Below are 16879 nucleotides of genomic sequence, written 5' to 3' on the forward strand. Positions count from 1 at the left end.
GGAAAAAATAAGCAAGTTATTAAATAAAATTAAAGTATTTTTGCTTTTAACCAATTAGTAGTTTCACTTAGCGCCTTTTCAAAATTAGCAAAAACGGGCTGGCTTGGTAGCATTATCGTGTCAGCATCCATCGATGAACGTCGAATTAAATCAGACTCTGCTTTGGGGCTGTAAATATCATCTTTAAGACTAACCGATAGCATTGGAACCTTACTGCGCCGCCCCAAAAGCCCTTGATTTTTAAGTGAATAGCAACTTAATTCATGACGTAAAGCAGAACCATCAACTTGATAAATACCCAAACGACTGGCGAATACATCCAAAACCATCCGAGGAATATCTTGTTGATATTTCTCTTCATGCAATAAACTGTGGACAATTGGCCCTATGACAGCAACCGCTTTAATCTTATCAGGGCACATATAAGCTAATCTTAACGCTATATTTGCGCCAAAACGCATACCAACGATGCCAAAACGCGTATGGTCAATCCAAGCAATATCCCCAAGCTGGCGAACGATTTGCTCATGTAAGGTGCTCGTTTCCTGCGTAAGCTTGTGTTTAACCGAATAACCAATTGACGGCATATCCAGTGTTAGCATTGCAATACCGAGTGGTTCGAGGTAGTCGCGAAAATAGCGACAAAAATCAATCTGTAAGCTATCTAACATGCCACAGATCATCACTGTCGGATAAGGCCCTTGCCCCTGTGAAGGAATATGTAAAAAACCGCAAACTTCTTTCCCACCATCAACTTTGAAAGGAATTTTCTTTAGGCGATATTGAGAAAATTTTGCGGCACTATCATAAGCTTTGCAAGCCAGCAAAATAGCTTGGTCAGCGAGCTCATCTCCCTTGATAAAAGGATAAGCGGCAATGCTGTACAAGTTAGCTGAACGTAACCAAGCCTCCCCTGCCTCTGCACCTTTTTCAAATTCTAATGCTTTTTGCTGCCAACGCATGGCTTGCTGGGACCATTCGAAACACCAGTTTCCACGACGGTTGCCAATGACCGTATCCAACAAGTTATCATTGCTACGCTCAGCATCTGAGATAGCAATACGACTTAGTACTTCTTCAATTTCTAAGGCGTCTATTCCTCGCCAAATCCACATTAAGCGATTAATCATACGATACCAACCCGCATGATGGGAGCCACTTAACACACTGTGTTCTTTAATTTGAGAAATTGTTTGAGATGAATAAGAGACTAATGTTGATGTTTCAACTTGTCTGACTTTAGGTTTGAAAAGTTTTTCTGAAAGGTTTTGCTGAGTCATCCCTATTTCCTTGTCGATCAGAGTTGAATTTGGCCAAAAATAAAGGGAATGCAAAAATGCACTCCCCAAATTATATCGTGTTTAGCTCAAAAATTTTAGGTATTAATGTGTTTTTGCAATCAATAAAACCTATAACGCTTTATAATTACAATGTTTTCACCTAAAACGCTCATGAAAAACAGATTTATTTATCTTGTTCACACAATGGTTTAACAAAAACGACACCCATGTCCCATGGTTGTTCGATCCATGTGTCTTGTGGAATATCAACTACGTAGTCATCAACTAATGGACGGCCTGCAGGTTTTGCAAAGATGGTGACAAAATGTGCTTTAGGGTACATGTTACGGATAGCTTGAGCTGTGCCGCCTGTATCTACTAAATCATCGATGACAATATAGCCTTCACCATCACCTTCTGCACGTTTAATCACGGTTAATTCGCGCTGGTTATTATGGTCATAGCTAGAAATACAAACGGTATCAACGTTACGAATACCAAGTTCGCGTGCAAGCAGTGCTCCAGGAACAAGGCCACCACGGCTAACCGCGATAATACCGGTCCATTGTTCTACTGGTAATAAACGTTGTGCGAGTTTACGGGCATGTATTTGCAACATATCCCACGTTACGACATATTTTTCGCTCATAAAATTCGGGTCCCGACTGCTAAGTAAATCTGAAAAGTGTCTTGCGGAAAAAAGGTTGCGCGAGATTATAGTGATTTGGCCGGTTAAAAACCAGCAAAAAGCACCATTCGCCATTAATTATTATCATTTACACTGTCCATTGCTCAAAAGAAAGTGTTATCCTGAGTTTATAAAAGAGGCAGCCTTTAATTCGAAACTTCAGGCTGTTAGGTCATAATTACAGCAATATTCCTTTTAAAATTGAAGCTGAAATTAACGTTGGTTGCCAATCAGCTCCTACTGGGTTATTCAGGATATTATCCCTAAATAGTTCAATTTGTAGCTAGGCGGCAAATGAGTAAATCCTAGGAGCATACATAAGTATGTGACTGGGATTTATGAATGAAGCCAACAACGCTACAGATTGAAATATAAAGGGAAAATAAAAGGAGAGAGACGTGTCTGAGCTAGCTACATTATCCCCCCAACCGCTATGGGATATCTTCGCTAAAATCTGTTCTATCCCACACCCTTCGTATCACGAAGAAGCCTTAGCCGCGCATATTGTTGATTGGTCAAAACAAAAAGGCTTTCACGTTGAACGTGATGAAGTAGGCAATATTCTGATCCGTAAACCTGCTACGCCTGGTTATGAAAACCGTAAAGGTGTTGTTTTACAAGCTCACTTGGACATGGTGCCACAAAAAAATAACGACACGGTACATGACTTTAAAACAGATCCAATTCGTCCCTATGTTAATGGTGAGTGGGTTACTGCTGAAGGCACCACTTTAGGTGCTGATAACGGCATTGGCTTAGCTTCTGCTTTGGCTGTTCTTGCTGACGATAGCGTTGAGCATGGGCCAATGGAAGTTCTCCTGACCATGACCGAAGAAGCCGGTATGGAAGGTGCTTTTGGCTTGAAAGCAGGCTGGTTACAAGCAGATATTTTGATAAACACCGACTCCGAAGAAGAAGGTGAAATTTACATGGGTTGCGCTGGTGGTGTTGATTTTACAACCACGTTTGACCTAACTCGTGAAGCATTACCACAAGGCTATAAAACCTTCACAATGACCCTAAAAGGCCTAAAAGGTGGTCACTCCGGTGGTGATGTACATTTAGGTTTAGGTAATGCCAATAAGCTGTTAGCTCGTTTTCTAGCAGGGCACGCAGAAGATTTAAGCCTAAAATTATTAGATTTCAGAGGGGGTACTGTTCGCAATGCGATTCCTCGTGAAGCCTATGCCATTATTGCTGTTCCAGCAGACAAAGTTGCTGAATTAACGGCACTGAGAACGCGCTATGAAGATATTCTGAAAAATGAATTAGCTGTTGTTGAGCCTAACCTTGTTCTGCTACTTGACGAAACGCAAAGTGAGCTAAAAGCCCTTTCTGATGATTGCCAAAAGCGTTTTGTTTTCTTCTTAAATGCAGCACCGAACGGTGTAATTCGCATGAGCGATGTGGCTATTGGCGTGGTTGAAACGTCACTTAATGAAGGTGTGGTACGCCTAACTGAAGATAAAGCAGAAATTATCTTCCTTGTTCGCTCACTTATCGATAGCGGCAAGAACTACGTTGTTAACATGCTGACATCTATCAGTAAATTAGCACAAGCCCAATATCGAGCAGAAGGCAGTTACCCTGGTTGGCAGCCCGATGCAGACTCACCAGTGATGCATTTAGTCAGTGATACCTACAACAAACTATTCGGTAAAATTCCTAATGTGATGGTGATCCACGCAGGCCTTGAGTGTGGCTTATTCAAAAAGCCTTACCCAGACATGGATATGGTTTCAATTGGGCCAACTATTCGTGGTGCGCACTCCCCTGATGAGCGTGTGCATATTGCAAGCGTTGGTGAGTATTGGAAATTATTAACTGCGGTTTTAAAAGCAATTCCAGTTAAAGAATAAACAACTAATTAATTGTAAATCAAACACCTATCATACGATGGGTGTTTTTTACAATTCAAGTAATAATTGCCGTTCAAGCTGAGGACTTTGCAGCATCACATGCAAACCAACTAACCGAACGCCACGCCCTAAGCGGCGATTATCCCAAGCTTTTTTCGCTATTTGTACCAAATCTTGTTTATTGAGAACTGGGTATACATGTTCTTGTGTCGTTTGCTGAAAGTCTGCAAATTTAAATTTTACACCTTGGCGAGCAATACGAAGGTCAGGCTTTACCTTTGCTAAACGCAGTTGGAGTTCATCGTATAATTTATCCAACAACGGCAAGCAATCTTCCCATTGATAGATATCTTCTGTAAGTGTACGTTCAACTCCTACCGATTTCCTAAGCCTATCAGGGTTAATCGCACGTTCATCGATACCATGGCAACGCTCCCAAAGTACCTGCCCAAATTTCCCCATGCTTTTAATCAACGCAACTACATCATATTTTTGAACATCGGCACAAGTCACCAACCCCATATCCGCTAATTTTTGGGCTGTTACCTTACCCACTCCTGGTATTTTTTTTAGCGGCAATTTAAGAACGAATTGATCGATATCTTGTGGTGTGATCACGAATTGGCCATTCGGTTTGTTCATATCGGAAGCAATCTTTGCCAAAAATTTTATTGGAGCGATCCCCGCTGAAGCAGTGAGCTGTAATTCATCAAAGATTTGCTTGCGGATAGCCTCAGCAATTAACGTTGCAGAGCCGTGTAATTGCGTACAATCCGTAACATCCAAATAAGCCTCATCAAGAGAAAGCGGTTCTATGAGGTCTGTGTAGCGCGCAAATATTTTTCGAATATGAAGAGAGGTTTCTTTATAAAGTGCCATATGCCCAGGAACCACTTTCAAGTGAGGGCAAAGCCTAAGTGCAATCGCTGTAGACATCGCACTATGAACACCGTAGCGACGTGCTTCATAATTTGCAGTACTAATCACTCCTCGGCGATCTGCGCTACCTCCCACCGCAATAGGTACATTGCGAAGGCTTGGGTCGTCACGCATCTCGATGGCGGCATAAAAGCAGTCCATATCAATATGAATAATTTTACGCACGAGTATACCCTAACAATCAATCAACTGTTTAAATATACAGTATCTTTAATAGCCATGCAATTATTATCAGACCACCATAAATGGATGAATAACAAGCTAACTTAATGATAACTAGGTAATTCATCATATTGCAATAATCATCTGCCAATCTATCCAATAAAGATTTTATTTAAAGTTTGTCTTAAAAATAAGTGTTAATACTTACTTTTAAACAAAAAAGTAATAAAAAGAGTTGTTTTACCAACGACAATACCTTGAAAAACTATTTATGGATCATCTCTATGGCAATTACATCAACATCAAAATATTTTAAATTTATGGCAACTCTCATAATACTGTTTGCTAGCCAAACCGTTTTTGCACTATCCCCTAAAATTGTTGCTCACCGTGCAGGAACGGCTGATGCACCAGAAAATACAATTTATGCAATTGATTTAGCAAAGAAAAATAATGCTGACGCTATTTGGCTTACCGTTCAGTTAAGTAAAGATAATCAACTCGTTTTATATCGTCCAAGTGACTTAAGCTCACTTACAGACCATGAAGGTCCAGTATCAAAATATAATGCCCTGCAACTTAACCGTATAAATGCTGCATATAAATACAATATAAAAAATAACCTGCAACTACCTATGCAAGATACTACTATTAGTAGACTAGAAACTATTTTAAAAAAATACCCTGATACGACTTTTTATATTGATTTAAAATCACCTGATGCAGACCCTAATATCCAAGCACAAGCTATCCTTGCATTACTAGATAAAACTAATTCATTTAGCCAAGTACGTTTTTATTCCACTAATGATGAATTTTTAAAAGCGCTAAAATCCCTTTCATCAAAAATTTCACTATTTGAAAGCCGTGATGAAACTCGGACTATGTTGGCAAATATCGTGATGAACCATCAATGCTCAATAGAAAATGACAAAACCACTACTCGTTGGTATGGCTTTGAGCTACATCGTAAAGTTGAAGTAGTTGAAAAATATACATTAGGTGAGGCACGCTCACCAGCTACCCTTTCATGGGATAAAGAGGCCATCGACTGTTTTAGAAAAAATGGTAATGCCTATATCATTGTCTTTGGTGTTAATAATGACAGTGACTACCAACTCGCAAAAGAAATTGGTGTTGATGCTGTAATGGTTGATTCCCCAAAAGCATTTAAAAAATAATCTAATAACATCACCTAAGCTATTATTACTTTAATAATAGCTTAGGAATTAAATCACATCTTAAAAACATTCTTTTCATCAATTAATAATAATTGTTCTTAATTTACTGCTATAGAAAACTTGATATATTTAATCCATCACAAAAATTCTATTTAAAATAATTTAAAAAAGGTTTTATATGTCAAATATTGGAACAATGATTGTCGAGAATTATTGGAATGAAACATTAAGGAAAGTTGAAATACATTATCATAATAGTGATAACCCCTATGATAATGTGTTTATATTTTATAATCTAGCACATGCCACATCTAGCTCTAACGTAAATTCATTCCCTTACTCAACAACAGGTAAAAGTGCTTGGAAAGCTAAAATTACTACGAAAAATAATGAACTGTGGAGTAGTGGTGATTTTTTACCTTGCCAAATTAACAACAATGATAATGGAAAGGTCACGATTAGATTTGATGGTGAGACAAAAAGCATGCATGTTAATTACCCTGTCTCTGTTTCATGTGCTAAGAAAATGCAATTAATTTAGGCTGTATAACGGGAAAGTAATATTTGGAGATGTCTAATAACTATATTTAGACATCTCCGGCTCATTACTAGTTATAGAACCGTTAAATATTACTATTCAAATAATACGGTTTTTATCCAGTATTTTTTGGCGGGCTTCTTCACGTGCCATACGCTTTTTACGTGCATCGCAAGGCTCAGGGCAATCACACACTTTATCAACACCAATACTGCTTAACCCGCCGCAGCTACCTTGGATACTCTTACGCTTAATAATATATCCAAGTGACATGCCTAAAAAGGCCAGCAAAAACAGTACAAAGGCTGCAATAAAAACATTTAGCATCTTTTATCCTCCCAAAACTACTGTTTTTTAGTTAAAAATGGTTCGAATGCCTTAGTATAACGCTCTTCAAAACCTTTATCTGTCTTAACAATCATAAAAACAGGAATATTCATTTTTTCAGCTAAATCAAAGCCAACTTCAGGCCCTAAAACATTTAGCCCCGTAGATAGGCCATCAGCACTCATGCAATTTTCTGCAATCACCGTAATAGAAACTAAATTATGAGTGATTGGCTTGCCTGTTTTTGGGTCAATGGTATGAGAAAAACGAACGCCATCTTGCTCGAAATAATTACGGTAATCTCCTGATGTAGCGATAGAACGGTCACCTGGTTCAATAATCTCTTGTGCTGTTTGGCTTACCCCATCCGCTACAGGTTTTTCTATTGCAATACGCCATGGTACTTCTTTACCATTTGTTCCTTTCGTACGCACTTCACCACCAATATCAACCATATAATTATTGATATCCAATGATTCTAAATATTCAGCAACAACGTCGACACCATAACCTTTAGCAATTGAGGAAAGGTCGACGTACAGCTCAGGGATCGTTTTAATTAGGTTATTATCCTGAACCGAGAGTTTCTCGATACCAGTCCAGGCTCTACGCTTAGCCAACTCTTCATCAGAAGGCGCTTTAGTCACTCTTCCTTCAGGGCCAAAACCCCATAAATTAACTAAAGGCCCAACCGTTACATCTAATGAACCATTAGTAAGCTTATTAATTTCAATGGCTTTTTTAACCACAGTTGCGGTTGCTGCAGAAACTGGGAACGGCGTATTCACTTCTTTAAATTGATTAAAACGACTTAATTCTGAATCTGGGCGATATGTTGACATTTGGTCGTTAACTTCTTCCAAACGTTTATCTATTTCGGCTTGAATGACTTCAGGCTTTGGCTCCGAAGAATCTGTAACATATTTAACCGAATAGTACGTCCCCATCGTTTGCCCCTGAAGATTCTGTTGTTCAGGTCCACCACAGGCAGTAAGAAACAGAGCTGCAACAAATAGCAGTATTGGGGTATAAATTCTTTTACTTAGCATAATTTTCTCCGCGTCAATCATGAGCGCATTTTGTTAAGGCCGCCCAGACTATTAACACACTTTACATCGTCACCCATGCAGAGAATGTTCCAGTCAAAATAATTATAAATCTACCTATTAAGCGCTAACTAATTAGCACTTAATAGATTTACTAAAATCACAAAGAGGGAAAATATTTTCCCTCTTTAAAGTGTTACTGTCTACTGACTTTGATAAGTCTAATAAAATCAGCTAAGTTGCTTAACCACCGAAGTCATCCAACAGGATATTTTCATCTTCAACACCGAGGTCTTTCAACATTTTAATCACAGCAGCATTCATCATTGGAGGTCCACACATATAGAACTCACAATCTTCTGGCGCTGGATGGTCTTTTAAGTAGTTTTCATATAAGACATTATGGATGAAACCTGTATAACCATCCCAATTATCTTCAGGCATAGGGTCTGAAAGCGCGACATGCCATGTAAAGTTTTCATGTTCTGCAGCAAGTTGGTCAAAATCTTCAGTGTAGAACATTTCACGGACTGAACGCGCCCCATACCAGAAACTAATCTTACGTTTAGAATCCAAGCGACGCAGTTGGTCAAATATGTGAGAACGCATTGGCGCCATTCCCGCACCACCACCGATAAACACCATTTCTGCTTCCGTTTCTTTAGCAAAGAATTCACCAAACGGCCCAGAAATAGTGACTTTATCCCCTGGCTTTAATGACCAAATATAAGAAGACATGATCCCCGGTGGGACATCTGGATTACGAGGTGGTGGCGTAGCAATACGCACGTTTAGCATGATAATGCCATACTCTTCCGGGTAGTTTGCCATCGAATAGGCGCGAACAGTTGGCTCTTTAACCTCAGACACATAACGGAACAGGTTAAATTTATCCCAATCTTCGCGGTACTCTTCTGGTACATCAAAATCTTCGTATTTGACAACATGTGCCGGACATTCAATCTGAATAAAACCACCCGCACGGAAAGGAACTACCTCTCCTTCTGGAATTTTCAGTTTAAGCTCTTTAATGAAAGTGGCTTTGTTATCATTAGAAATAACTTCACACTCCCATTTTTTCACACCAAAAATTTCTTCTGGAAGCTCAATTTTTAAATCTTGCTTAACGTTGACCTGACACGCTAATCGGCAGCCTTCTTTTGCTTCACGCTTGTTGATGTGTGAAAGCTCAGTTGGCAGAATATCACCACCGCCTTCTTTGATTTTCACACGGCACTGACCACAAGAGCCACCGCCGCCACATGCTGATGAAACAAAAATACCTTGGTTTGATAGCATGCCTAACAGTTTGTCGCCCGCCGGAGCTTCAAAACTTTTGTCTGGATCGCCATTAACTTCAACTTTGATGTTCCCTGTATTGACTAGCTTGGATTTAGCAAACAGGATTAAACCTGTCAGCACCAAGACAATCAGGGTAAACATCACGACACCTAAAATAATAATTTCCATGAATTCTTCTCGCCTTTATAGCTGCACACCGGAGAAGGACATAAAGCCCAATGCCATTAAACCGGTTGTCACAAAGGTGATACCTAACCCTTTTAGACCCGATGGAATATCTGAGTACTTCATCTTCTCACGGATAGCCGCCAGCAATACGATTGCGAGCATCCAACCGATCCCCGAACCGAACCCATACACAATCGATTCGCTAAAGTTATAATCACGCTGAGCCATGAAAGAAACACCACCGAAAATGGCACAGTTAACGGTAATCAATGGCAAAAAGATACCTAACGCGTTATACAGTGACGGGAAGTAGCGGTCTAAAATCATTTCAAGAATCTGAACTAACGCGGCAATAACACCGATAAAAGTGATGAAGTTCAAGAAGGATAAATCGATACCTTCGGCAATCGCACCATCACGTAACACCAAGTTGTATACTAAGTTATTGGCTGGGACAGAGATCCCCAGAACTACCGTTACAGCGATACCCAGCCCAAAAGCGGTTTTTACATTCTTCGACACCGCAAGGAAAGTACACATTCCCAAGAAAAACGCTAATGCCATATTTTCAATAAAAATGGCTTTAACAAACAGGCTAATATAGTGTTCCATGTGATTAGTCCTTCTCTACCTGAGCTGGTTTCAGAGTACGTAGTCCCCAAATCAGCATACCAATGATAAAGAATGCACTTGGCGCGAGGAGGAACAAGCCATTTGGCATGTACCAACCACCGGTTTGTAGTGATTCAAAAACTGTGATACCAAACAATTTGCCGGAACCAAATAACTCACGGAAAAAACCGACTAAAACAAGGATCACACCATAACCAAGTCCGTTACCAATACCGTCCATGAAGCTTTCAATTGGTGGTGCTTTCATTGCGTAAGCTTCAGCACGTCCCATGACGATACAGTTAGTAATAATCAAGCCAACAAATACAGAAAGTTGTTTTGATATTTCATAAGCGTATGCACGTAAAATTTGGTCAACGACAATAACTAAAGACGCAATAATCGCCATTTGAACAATAATACGCACACTACTCGGAATATAGTTCCTGATGAGTGAGATAAAGAAGTTAGAAAAAGCCGTTACTAAGGTTACAGCAATCGTCATAACGAGCGCGGTTTCTAACTTCGTTGTCACTGCAAGTGCAGAACAAACCCCTAATACCTGTAAAGCAATTGGGTTGTTATCAAATAGCGGCCCAAGTAGGACGCGTTTTACTTCTTTTGAATCAGCCATTATTCAGCGCTCCTTCACGTACTTTTTTCAGGAACGGACCAAAACCGTTATCCCCTAACCAGAAATCAAACATATGTTGGATCCCGTTCGATGTTAGAGTCGCACCTGAAAGGCCGTCGATACCGTATGGGTTATCTGTAGCACCACCGCGCACGATTTTAATTGCCGGAACCCCCTGTTCATTGAACAGCTTTTTACCTGGCCATTGTGCTTTCCACTGAGGGTTATCAACCTCACCACCCAGCCCTGGTGTTTCACCATGTGCGTAGTAAGTAATACCACGAGAGGTAACACCATCTACATCTACCGCAATAAAGGCATACATGACAGACCACAAACCAGAACCGTAAACAGGTAAAATAATTTGTGATACTTTTCCTGCTTCATCTTTAACCAAATAGATTTCAGCGCTATTGGCACGACGGCGGATTTTTGCAATATCCTCTGCAGGAGAGAGTGCAATACTCGTTTCTTCGCTGCGTAGCTCGCTATTTAAGTCATAACGGCTAGTGCTATCAGATAATTCATTAGTTTTAAAATTCAAAAGTTTAGGTTCGATGCGATCCTTATACACATTTTGAACTTCCTCAGCGGTCATTTTAGGCTGTAGCAACCCAGCAACACTTAAAATGTTACGTTGAGTATCTAACTGAATCTGTTCTTGCTGCTGTGGTTTTAAACCAACGGCAGCACCTGCGACGACAATAGAGCACACTAGACAAAGAATAAAAACAACTAGAAATGTTCTGCCGACGCTATCGTTATTAATTGGTTTTTCATTAGCCACGAGCTTTTCTCCGCTTAATATTTGCTTGAACGACCAGATAGTCAAACAGAGGAGCAAACAGGTTGGCGAATAGGATCGCCAGCATCATCCCTTCTGGATAAGCTGGGTTAACAACCCTGATAAGAACACACATTACACCGATCAGAATGCCGTACGCCCATTTACCTTTGTCTGTGAATGAAGCTGATACTGGGTCTGTCGCCATAAAAATCATACCGAATGCGAAGCCACCGAGTACCATGTGCCACCACCATGGCATAGCAAATAACGGGTTGGTATCAGAGCCAATCGCGTTGAATAGGTAGGACATTGCAATCATACCAACCATCACACCAGCAACAATGCGCCATGATGCGATACGGAAGAACATGATAAGAGCCCCACCAATAAACAGCATCAGAGTTGACACTTCACCAATTGAACCTGGCATATTACCTAAAAAGGCTTGCATCCAAGTAATAGGCTCATGAGTCACTGTGTTCATTAGCGCATGCTCACCACCTGTTGCCCATTGTGATAATGGTGTTGCACCAGAGAAGCCATCTGCAGCGGTCCAAACTAAGTCACCTGATATTTGAGCAGGATAAGCAAAGAATAAGAAAGCACGTCCAGCCAATGCCGGGTTTAAGAAGTTACGCCCAGTACCGCCAAAAATTTCTTTCGCAATAACAACCCCGAACGTGATACCTAATGCAGCCTGCCATAAAGGAATGGTTGGCGGCACAATTAAGGCAAATAGAATCGAGGTAATAAAGAAGCCTTCGTTTATTTCATGGCCGCGGATCATGGCGAATAACACTTCCCAGAAACCACCGACTAAGAAAACGACTGCATAAATAGGAAGGAAATACACTGCACCCAGCAGCATTTTACTTCCCCATCCCGCATCCATCGAAAGTGATGCGCCTAAAAACTGCGCTAAGCTATAATGCCAATCACTAGCTAGAACTTGCTGTAATTCAGCCCCGCTATATAATTGATGCAAAGCTGGGATGGCTTGGTTACCAACGTTATACATTCCCCAGAACATAGCTGGGAAAACCGCTAGCCACACCAATATCATCATACGTTTCAGGTCAATAGTATCCCTGACATGAGAACGCCCTTTTGTTACCGTACCCGGCGTGTAAAAAACAGTCGAAACTGCTTCAAATAACGCATAGTATTTTTCTAGCTTTCCACCGGGCTCAAAATGGTGCTCATACTTTTCAAATAAATTTTTCAGACCCATGGAATCACCCTTCTAGCTCAATCTTGGTCAGAACATCGCGTAGCACCGGACCATATTCATATTTCGCTGGGCAAACGTAGGTACATAAACCTAAATCTTCTTCGTCCAACTCTAAACAGCCCAATTCTTGTGATGAGTCAGTGTCTCCAGCAAGGAGATCGCGCAATAAATGAGTGACCATGATATCGAGAGGCATGACTCGCTCGTAGTTACCAATTGGCACCATCGAACGCTCGCCACCGTTCATTGTCGTTGTAAAATTAAAACGTTTATTTTTCAGGAAATGCCCGATTGTGGTACGAGTAATCGTAAATTTATTAACACCAGGCATAATCCAGCCAAATAACTCTTTATTGCGACCTTCGGCTAACACTGAGACTTGATTATGAAAACGACCAAGATAGTGATGGGTATCATCGCATGTCACGCCCCAAAGGACTGAACCGGAAATAATACGATTTTCACCCGCTTTAAGCTGACCTTGTGTTAATTCATATAAATCAGCACCTAGGCGAGTACGCAGAAGACGAGGTTTTTCAACTTGTGGCCCTGCTAATGAAATCACGCGGTCTGTGTATAGGTGACCCGTAACAAATAGCTTACCAATAGCAATAACGTCTTGGTAATTAAGGCTCCAAACTTTTTTCTTAATACTCACAGGTTCTAAGAAATGAATATGAGTTCCCGCTAAACCAGCAGGATGCGGCCCTGCAAACTGAGTATAAGAAATTTGGTTATGTGCCGTATTCTTCGGTAAGTCTCCCTCTCCATGACACACATGGATTTTACCTTCTGTTAAACGACTTAGAACCAAAAGCCCATCGTTAAATGCTTGTTCTTGCTCTTTAATAATTAAAACAGGATCCGCTGCAAGTGGGTTAGTATCCATTGCAGTGACAAAAATAGCGATAGGTGAAGAACCCGGTTGTGGTGAACGGCTAAATGGACGCGTTCTTAAAGATGTCCACAGACCCGATTTGATCAAGTTATCTTCGACTTGTTGTTGCGTTAATGTTGATAGCTCATCACGAGTATAAGCTGCAAATGTTTCTTGTTCATCACCATCAATTTCGATGACAACAGATTGAAGCACACGACGCTCACCACGATGAATAGCAACAATTTTACCGCAGGCTGGGCTTGTAAATAAAACCCCTGGGTTCTTTTTATCTTCAAAAAGAACCTGTCCTTTAACTACACGCTCACCTTCTTTAACCAGCATCGAAGGACGCATTCCGACATATTCCTCACCTAGCACAGCTACGTGTTGAATTTTCGGGCCGTCTTCTATCACTTGGGCTGGCTCACCTGCGATAGGAAGGTTGAGGCCTTTTTTAATTTTAATCATAAGATCTGCACAAGTTTATCAGTTAAACCCTAAGCTAACGATTCAGCAATGAATGATAGCGACTCATTAAATAAAAAATAGCTCAAGTAATCGTCATCACTTAAGCAGGTATTCTCACATAATTGTTACTAAATTTTATCTTCTGCCACCCACAATTTTATCAGTTCCCACTCTCTATGTCCGGCTATAGAAGTGACATAGTTCAAGCAAATTGCATTAATATTTAAATTTTTCTGTTAACAATTCGGTATTATCGATATTTAAGCTCATATTTATCGATCGTTGTTTATTATTTACACAATAAAGGTTCATTTAAAAACTATTAACAAACTATATTAATTTTCGATTTACTCGTCTAGAATGCATAAAATATGTACTCTTTTTGTTCAAAAACATTTTCTTGATATGGCTTAAATATGAAATTAAGTAAATTTTTTAGTGCAATTTTTTTATTTGTACTCATATATTCTCCTGCTATTCAGGCAAGTAACTATTCATTTCTACTTAATAATAACGTATCGGATAGCTCAAACTCATCCATTTTTATTCAAATATTTAAGCAAGAAGGTTTATTAGAACTCTACCAAAAAACACCATCAGGAAAATATAAACTGTCGAAAACTTACCCAATTTGTAAGTTTTCAGGAGGGCTAGGTCCCAAAAAAATTGAAGGCGACCTGAAAAGTCCAGAAGGATTTTATCAAATTACAGCGGAACAGCTCAATCCTAATAGTCGGTATTACCGATCTATCAATATTGGTTTTCCTAATGAGTTTGATAAAGCGCAAGGCTATAGCGGTAGCTATCTTATGATCCACGGCAGTTGCGTTTCGGTGGGATGTTATGCCATGACCGATAAATATATGGGTGAGATTTACCAAACAGTAGAAACGGCCTTACTCAGCGGACAGTCGGTCATTAATGTCAGCATTTACCCATTTAAAATGACAAATGAAAATATGCTGCGCTACCGTAATTCCAGCCATTATGCCTTCTGGAAGCAGCTACAACCCGCTTACGAGTATTTCAACCGCACAGGAAGGCCTGCCGAGGTGTCGGTCGCTTTAGGTAAATATGCGGTTATTGACCAAGCTGATACCCCAACAAAATTGTTAGGGTCTAAATCACAATATGCGCTCACCAAGATAGAATAAGACGAAATTACCAGGGTCAATTCGCTGCCAGTTTTCGTTACCCGTTAGTGGTTGCGTTGCGATAACAGAGACCACATCAGTGGGGGTCGTGCACTGCTCAAAATCGATTTCAATATCTTGGTCAAGTAATTTTGCTTTACCAAACGGTGCCTTACGCGTTAACCAATGTAAATTCGTCGAGCTAAAGGCCATCATATATTGCCCATCAGACAGCAACATATTAAATACCCCTTTATGACGTAATTGGTCAGCTAATGTCGCAATAAAACGGAACACGCTTTTCCAATTCGATGGCCTGCGTGGGTATTTTTCACTGAGTTGATGAAGTATCCAACAAAATGCCCATTCGCTATCAGTTTCACCTATTGGGCAATAACGTCCAGTTTTCAGTGTACGATACCCCTTTAATTGCCCATTATGTGCATAAGTCCAATTACGTCCCCATAGCTCACGAGTAAAGGGGTGAGTATTTGCTAACGACACATCCCCCCGATTTGCTTGGCGAATATGCGCAACAACACTTTCTGATTTAATCGGGTATTCCTGCACAAAACGAGCGACAGGTGATAAAAAACTGGGTTGAGGATCTTTAAATGTGCGACACCCGAGCCCCTCATAAAAGGTAATTCCCCAACCATCTTTATGTGGGCCTGTTTGGCCCCCTCGGGAAATTAACCCACTTAGGCTAAACGAAATATCGGTTGGAACATTGGCACTCATGCCAAGTAACTCGCACATTTAAAAGCTCCTGATCAATAATAACGTTACTTCACCATCTCTTTTTCGATTAACTGAATTAAGATATGAATAACTTTAATATGAATTTCTTGGATACGGTCGGCATACCCAAAGTGTGGAACACGAATTTCAATATCCGCGGTTCCAGCCATTTTCCCGCCATCTTTACCTGTTAGCGTGATGACTTTCATACCTTTTTCACGCGCAGCGGCAATCGCTTTAATAATGTTTCCTGAATTACCTGAGGTAGAAATTCCGAGTAAAACATCACCTTTCATGCCAACAGCTTCGATAAAGCGCGAAAAAACATACTCATAGCCGAAGTCATTACTCACACAAGATAAATGACTCACATCTGAAATAGCAATCGCAGGATAACCTGGGCGGTTTTCGCGATAACGCCCAGTTAATTCTTCAGCAAAATGCATTGCATCACAGTGAGAGCCCCCATTACCACAAGATAATACTTTGCCACCTGCTTTAAAAGAGTCAGCAAGTAGAACGGCAGCCTGTTGGATAGCATTAATATTGGCATCATCGCTAAGGAAATTCGATAACGTCTCGGCCGCTTCAGTCAGCTCGCCGCGGATTAAGTCTTGATACATGAGATTTCCTCTTAATTAAGAATACGTTACAGAAATTACGATTAATTTACATCCAAATTATCCTAAAAGAAAAATGGCGTTCCATGGCAAAACTCAGATAGATATCAGTAATTAATCTTTAATAGTCAGATTGTTGCACAGGGATAATTTTGTTTCTACTTTTGATTGTGCTGTCATGACCCTATCGACAAAATTCACCGTATCTCATAACCAATAACCTGACTTTTCATAAAACAAATAAGACTAATTACTACGATAATTTCCTTTATATGACGTTTTT

17 protein-coding genes are annotated in these 16879 nt (G+C 40.2%); 4 read left to right on the top strand and 13 right to left on the bottom strand.

Annotated features, from left to right (window positions below):
- Positions 1 to 29: 29 nt before the first annotated feature.
- Positions 30 to 1280: an esterase FrsA gene (gene frsA, locus PR834_RS09465; protein WP_004264784.1), complete on the bottom strand. Its 1251-nt coding sequence runs from the start codon at positions 1278 to 1280 to the stop codon at positions 30 to 32.
- A 184-nt stretch (positions 1281 to 1464) separates the two neighbouring features.
- Positions 1465 to 1929, bottom strand: coding sequence for a xanthine phosphoribosyltransferase (gene gpt / locus PR834_RS09470; protein WP_036958965.1), 465 nt, complete (start codon positions 1927 to 1929; stop codon positions 1465 to 1467).
- A 437-nt stretch (positions 1930 to 2366) separates the two neighbouring features.
- Here gpt and pepD point away from each other — a divergent pair, with 437 nt between their 5' ends.
- Entirely contained in the window at positions 2367 to 3827 is a 1461-nt protein-coding gene (gene pepD, locus PR834_RS09475; protein ID WP_004264782.1) for a beta-Ala-His dipeptidase, read from the top strand.
- A 48-nt stretch (positions 3828 to 3875) separates the two neighbouring features.
- Here the strand turns inward: pepD and dinB are convergent, their stop codons facing one another.
- Positions 3876 to 4931, bottom strand: coding sequence for a DNA polymerase IV (gene dinB, locus PR834_RS09480; RefSeq protein ID WP_036958912.1), 1056 nt, complete (start codon positions 4929 to 4931; stop codon positions 3876 to 3878).
- A gap of 281 nt (positions 4932 to 5212) precedes the next feature.
- Here dinB and PR834_RS09485 point away from each other — a divergent pair, with 281 nt between their 5' ends.
- Entirely contained in the window at positions 5213 to 6109 is an 897-nt protein-coding gene (locus tag PR834_RS09485; RefSeq protein WP_110592314.1) for a glycerophosphodiester phosphodiesterase family protein, read from the top strand.
- Between the two features lie 178 nt (positions 6110 to 6287).
- On the top strand, positions 6288 to 6650 hold the full coding sequence (locus tag PR834_RS09490; RefSeq protein ID WP_210852687.1) for a hypothetical protein: 363 nt from the start codon (positions 6288 to 6290) through the stop codon (positions 6648 to 6650).
- Between the two features lie 96 nt (positions 6651 to 6746).
- Here PR834_RS09490 and nqrM read toward each other — a convergent pair whose 3' ends face one another.
- The 8 genes from nqrM to PR834_RS09530 all read right to left on the bottom strand — a co-directional run bounded on the left by nqrM (position 6747) and on the right by PR834_RS09530 (position 14102).
- The gene (gene nqrM / locus PR834_RS09495) at positions 6747 to 6974 is read right to left on the bottom strand and encodes a (Na+)-NQR maturation NqrM (protein ID WP_004264769.1); all 228 of its coding nucleotides are present in this window, start codon (positions 6972 to 6974) and stop codon (positions 6747 to 6749) included.
- 17 nt (positions 6975 to 6991) lie between these two features.
- Positions 6992 to 8023, bottom strand: coding sequence for an FAD:protein FMN transferase (locus tag PR834_RS09500; RefSeq protein WP_036958908.1), 1032 nt, complete (start codon positions 8021 to 8023; stop codon positions 6992 to 6994).
- Between the two features lie 240 nt (positions 8024 to 8263).
- Positions 8264 to 9490, bottom strand: a complete 1227-nt coding sequence (gene nqrF / locus PR834_RS09505; protein WP_004264766.1) for an NADH:ubiquinone reductase (Na(+)-transporting) subunit F — start codon at positions 9488 to 9490, stop codon at positions 8264 to 8266.
- 15 nt (positions 9491 to 9505) lie between these two features.
- Positions 9506 to 10102, bottom strand: coding sequence for an NADH:ubiquinone reductase (Na(+)-transporting) subunit E (gene nqrE, locus PR834_RS09510; RefSeq protein ID WP_004264764.1), 597 nt, complete (start codon positions 10100 to 10102; stop codon positions 9506 to 9508).
- 4 nt (positions 10103 to 10106) lie between these two features.
- Positions 10107 to 10736, bottom strand: a complete 630-nt coding sequence (locus PR834_RS09515) for an NADH:ubiquinone reductase (Na(+)-transporting) subunit D (RefSeq protein WP_004264762.1) — start codon at positions 10734 to 10736, stop codon at positions 10107 to 10109.
- Complete coding sequence (locus tag PR834_RS09520) at positions 10729 to 11523, bottom strand: Na(+)-translocating NADH-quinone reductase subunit C (protein WP_110592315.1); 795 nt, start codon at positions 11521 to 11523, stop codon at positions 10729 to 10731. The genes PR834_RS09515 and PR834_RS09520 overlap by 8 nt, the downstream gene beginning before the upstream one ends.
- Positions 11516 to 12754 (bottom strand): NADH:ubiquinone reductase (Na(+)-transporting) subunit B, encoded by a 1239-nt coding sequence (locus PR834_RS09525; RefSeq protein ID WP_004264756.1) that lies wholly within the window; start codon positions 12752 to 12754, stop codon positions 11516 to 11518. The genes PR834_RS09520 and PR834_RS09525 overlap by 8 nt, the downstream gene beginning before the upstream one ends.
- A 4-nt stretch (positions 12755 to 12758) precedes the next feature.
- A complete protein-coding gene (locus PR834_RS09530; RefSeq protein WP_004264753.1) occupies positions 12759 to 14102 on the bottom strand; it encodes a Na(+)-translocating NADH-quinone reductase subunit A in 1344 nt (447 codons plus the stop codon).
- Between the two features lie 416 nt (positions 14103 to 14518).
- On the opposite strand from PR834_RS09530, the gene PR834_RS09535 reads away from it, so the two are divergent.
- Positions 14519 to 15256, top strand: a complete 738-nt coding sequence (locus tag PR834_RS09535; RefSeq protein WP_004264751.1) for a L,D-transpeptidase family protein — start codon at positions 14519 to 14521, stop codon at positions 15254 to 15256.
- Here the strand turns inward: PR834_RS09535 and PR834_RS09540 are convergent.
- Together PR834_RS09540 and lpcA are read right to left on the bottom strand one after the other, a co-directional pair.
- Positions 15227 to 15994, bottom strand: a complete 768-nt coding sequence (locus PR834_RS09540) for a class II glutamine amidotransferase (RefSeq protein WP_004264748.1) — start codon at positions 15992 to 15994, stop codon at positions 15227 to 15229. The two genes, PR834_RS09535 and PR834_RS09540, sit on opposite strands and share 30 nt — an antisense overlap.
- A gap of 26 nt (positions 15995 to 16020) precedes the next feature.
- Positions 16021 to 16599 (bottom strand): D-sedoheptulose 7-phosphate isomerase, encoded by a 579-nt coding sequence (gene lpcA, locus PR834_RS09545; RefSeq protein WP_004264745.1) that lies wholly within the window; start codon positions 16597 to 16599, stop codon positions 16021 to 16023.
- Between the last annotated feature and the right edge of the window lie 280 nt (positions 16600 to 16879).

Origin of the sequence: Providencia sp. PROV182 (assembly GCF_028480325.1) — a bacterium.
Taxonomy (GTDB): Bacteria; Pseudomonadota; Gammaproteobacteria; order Enterobacterales; family Enterobacteriaceae; genus Providencia; species Providencia hangzhouensis.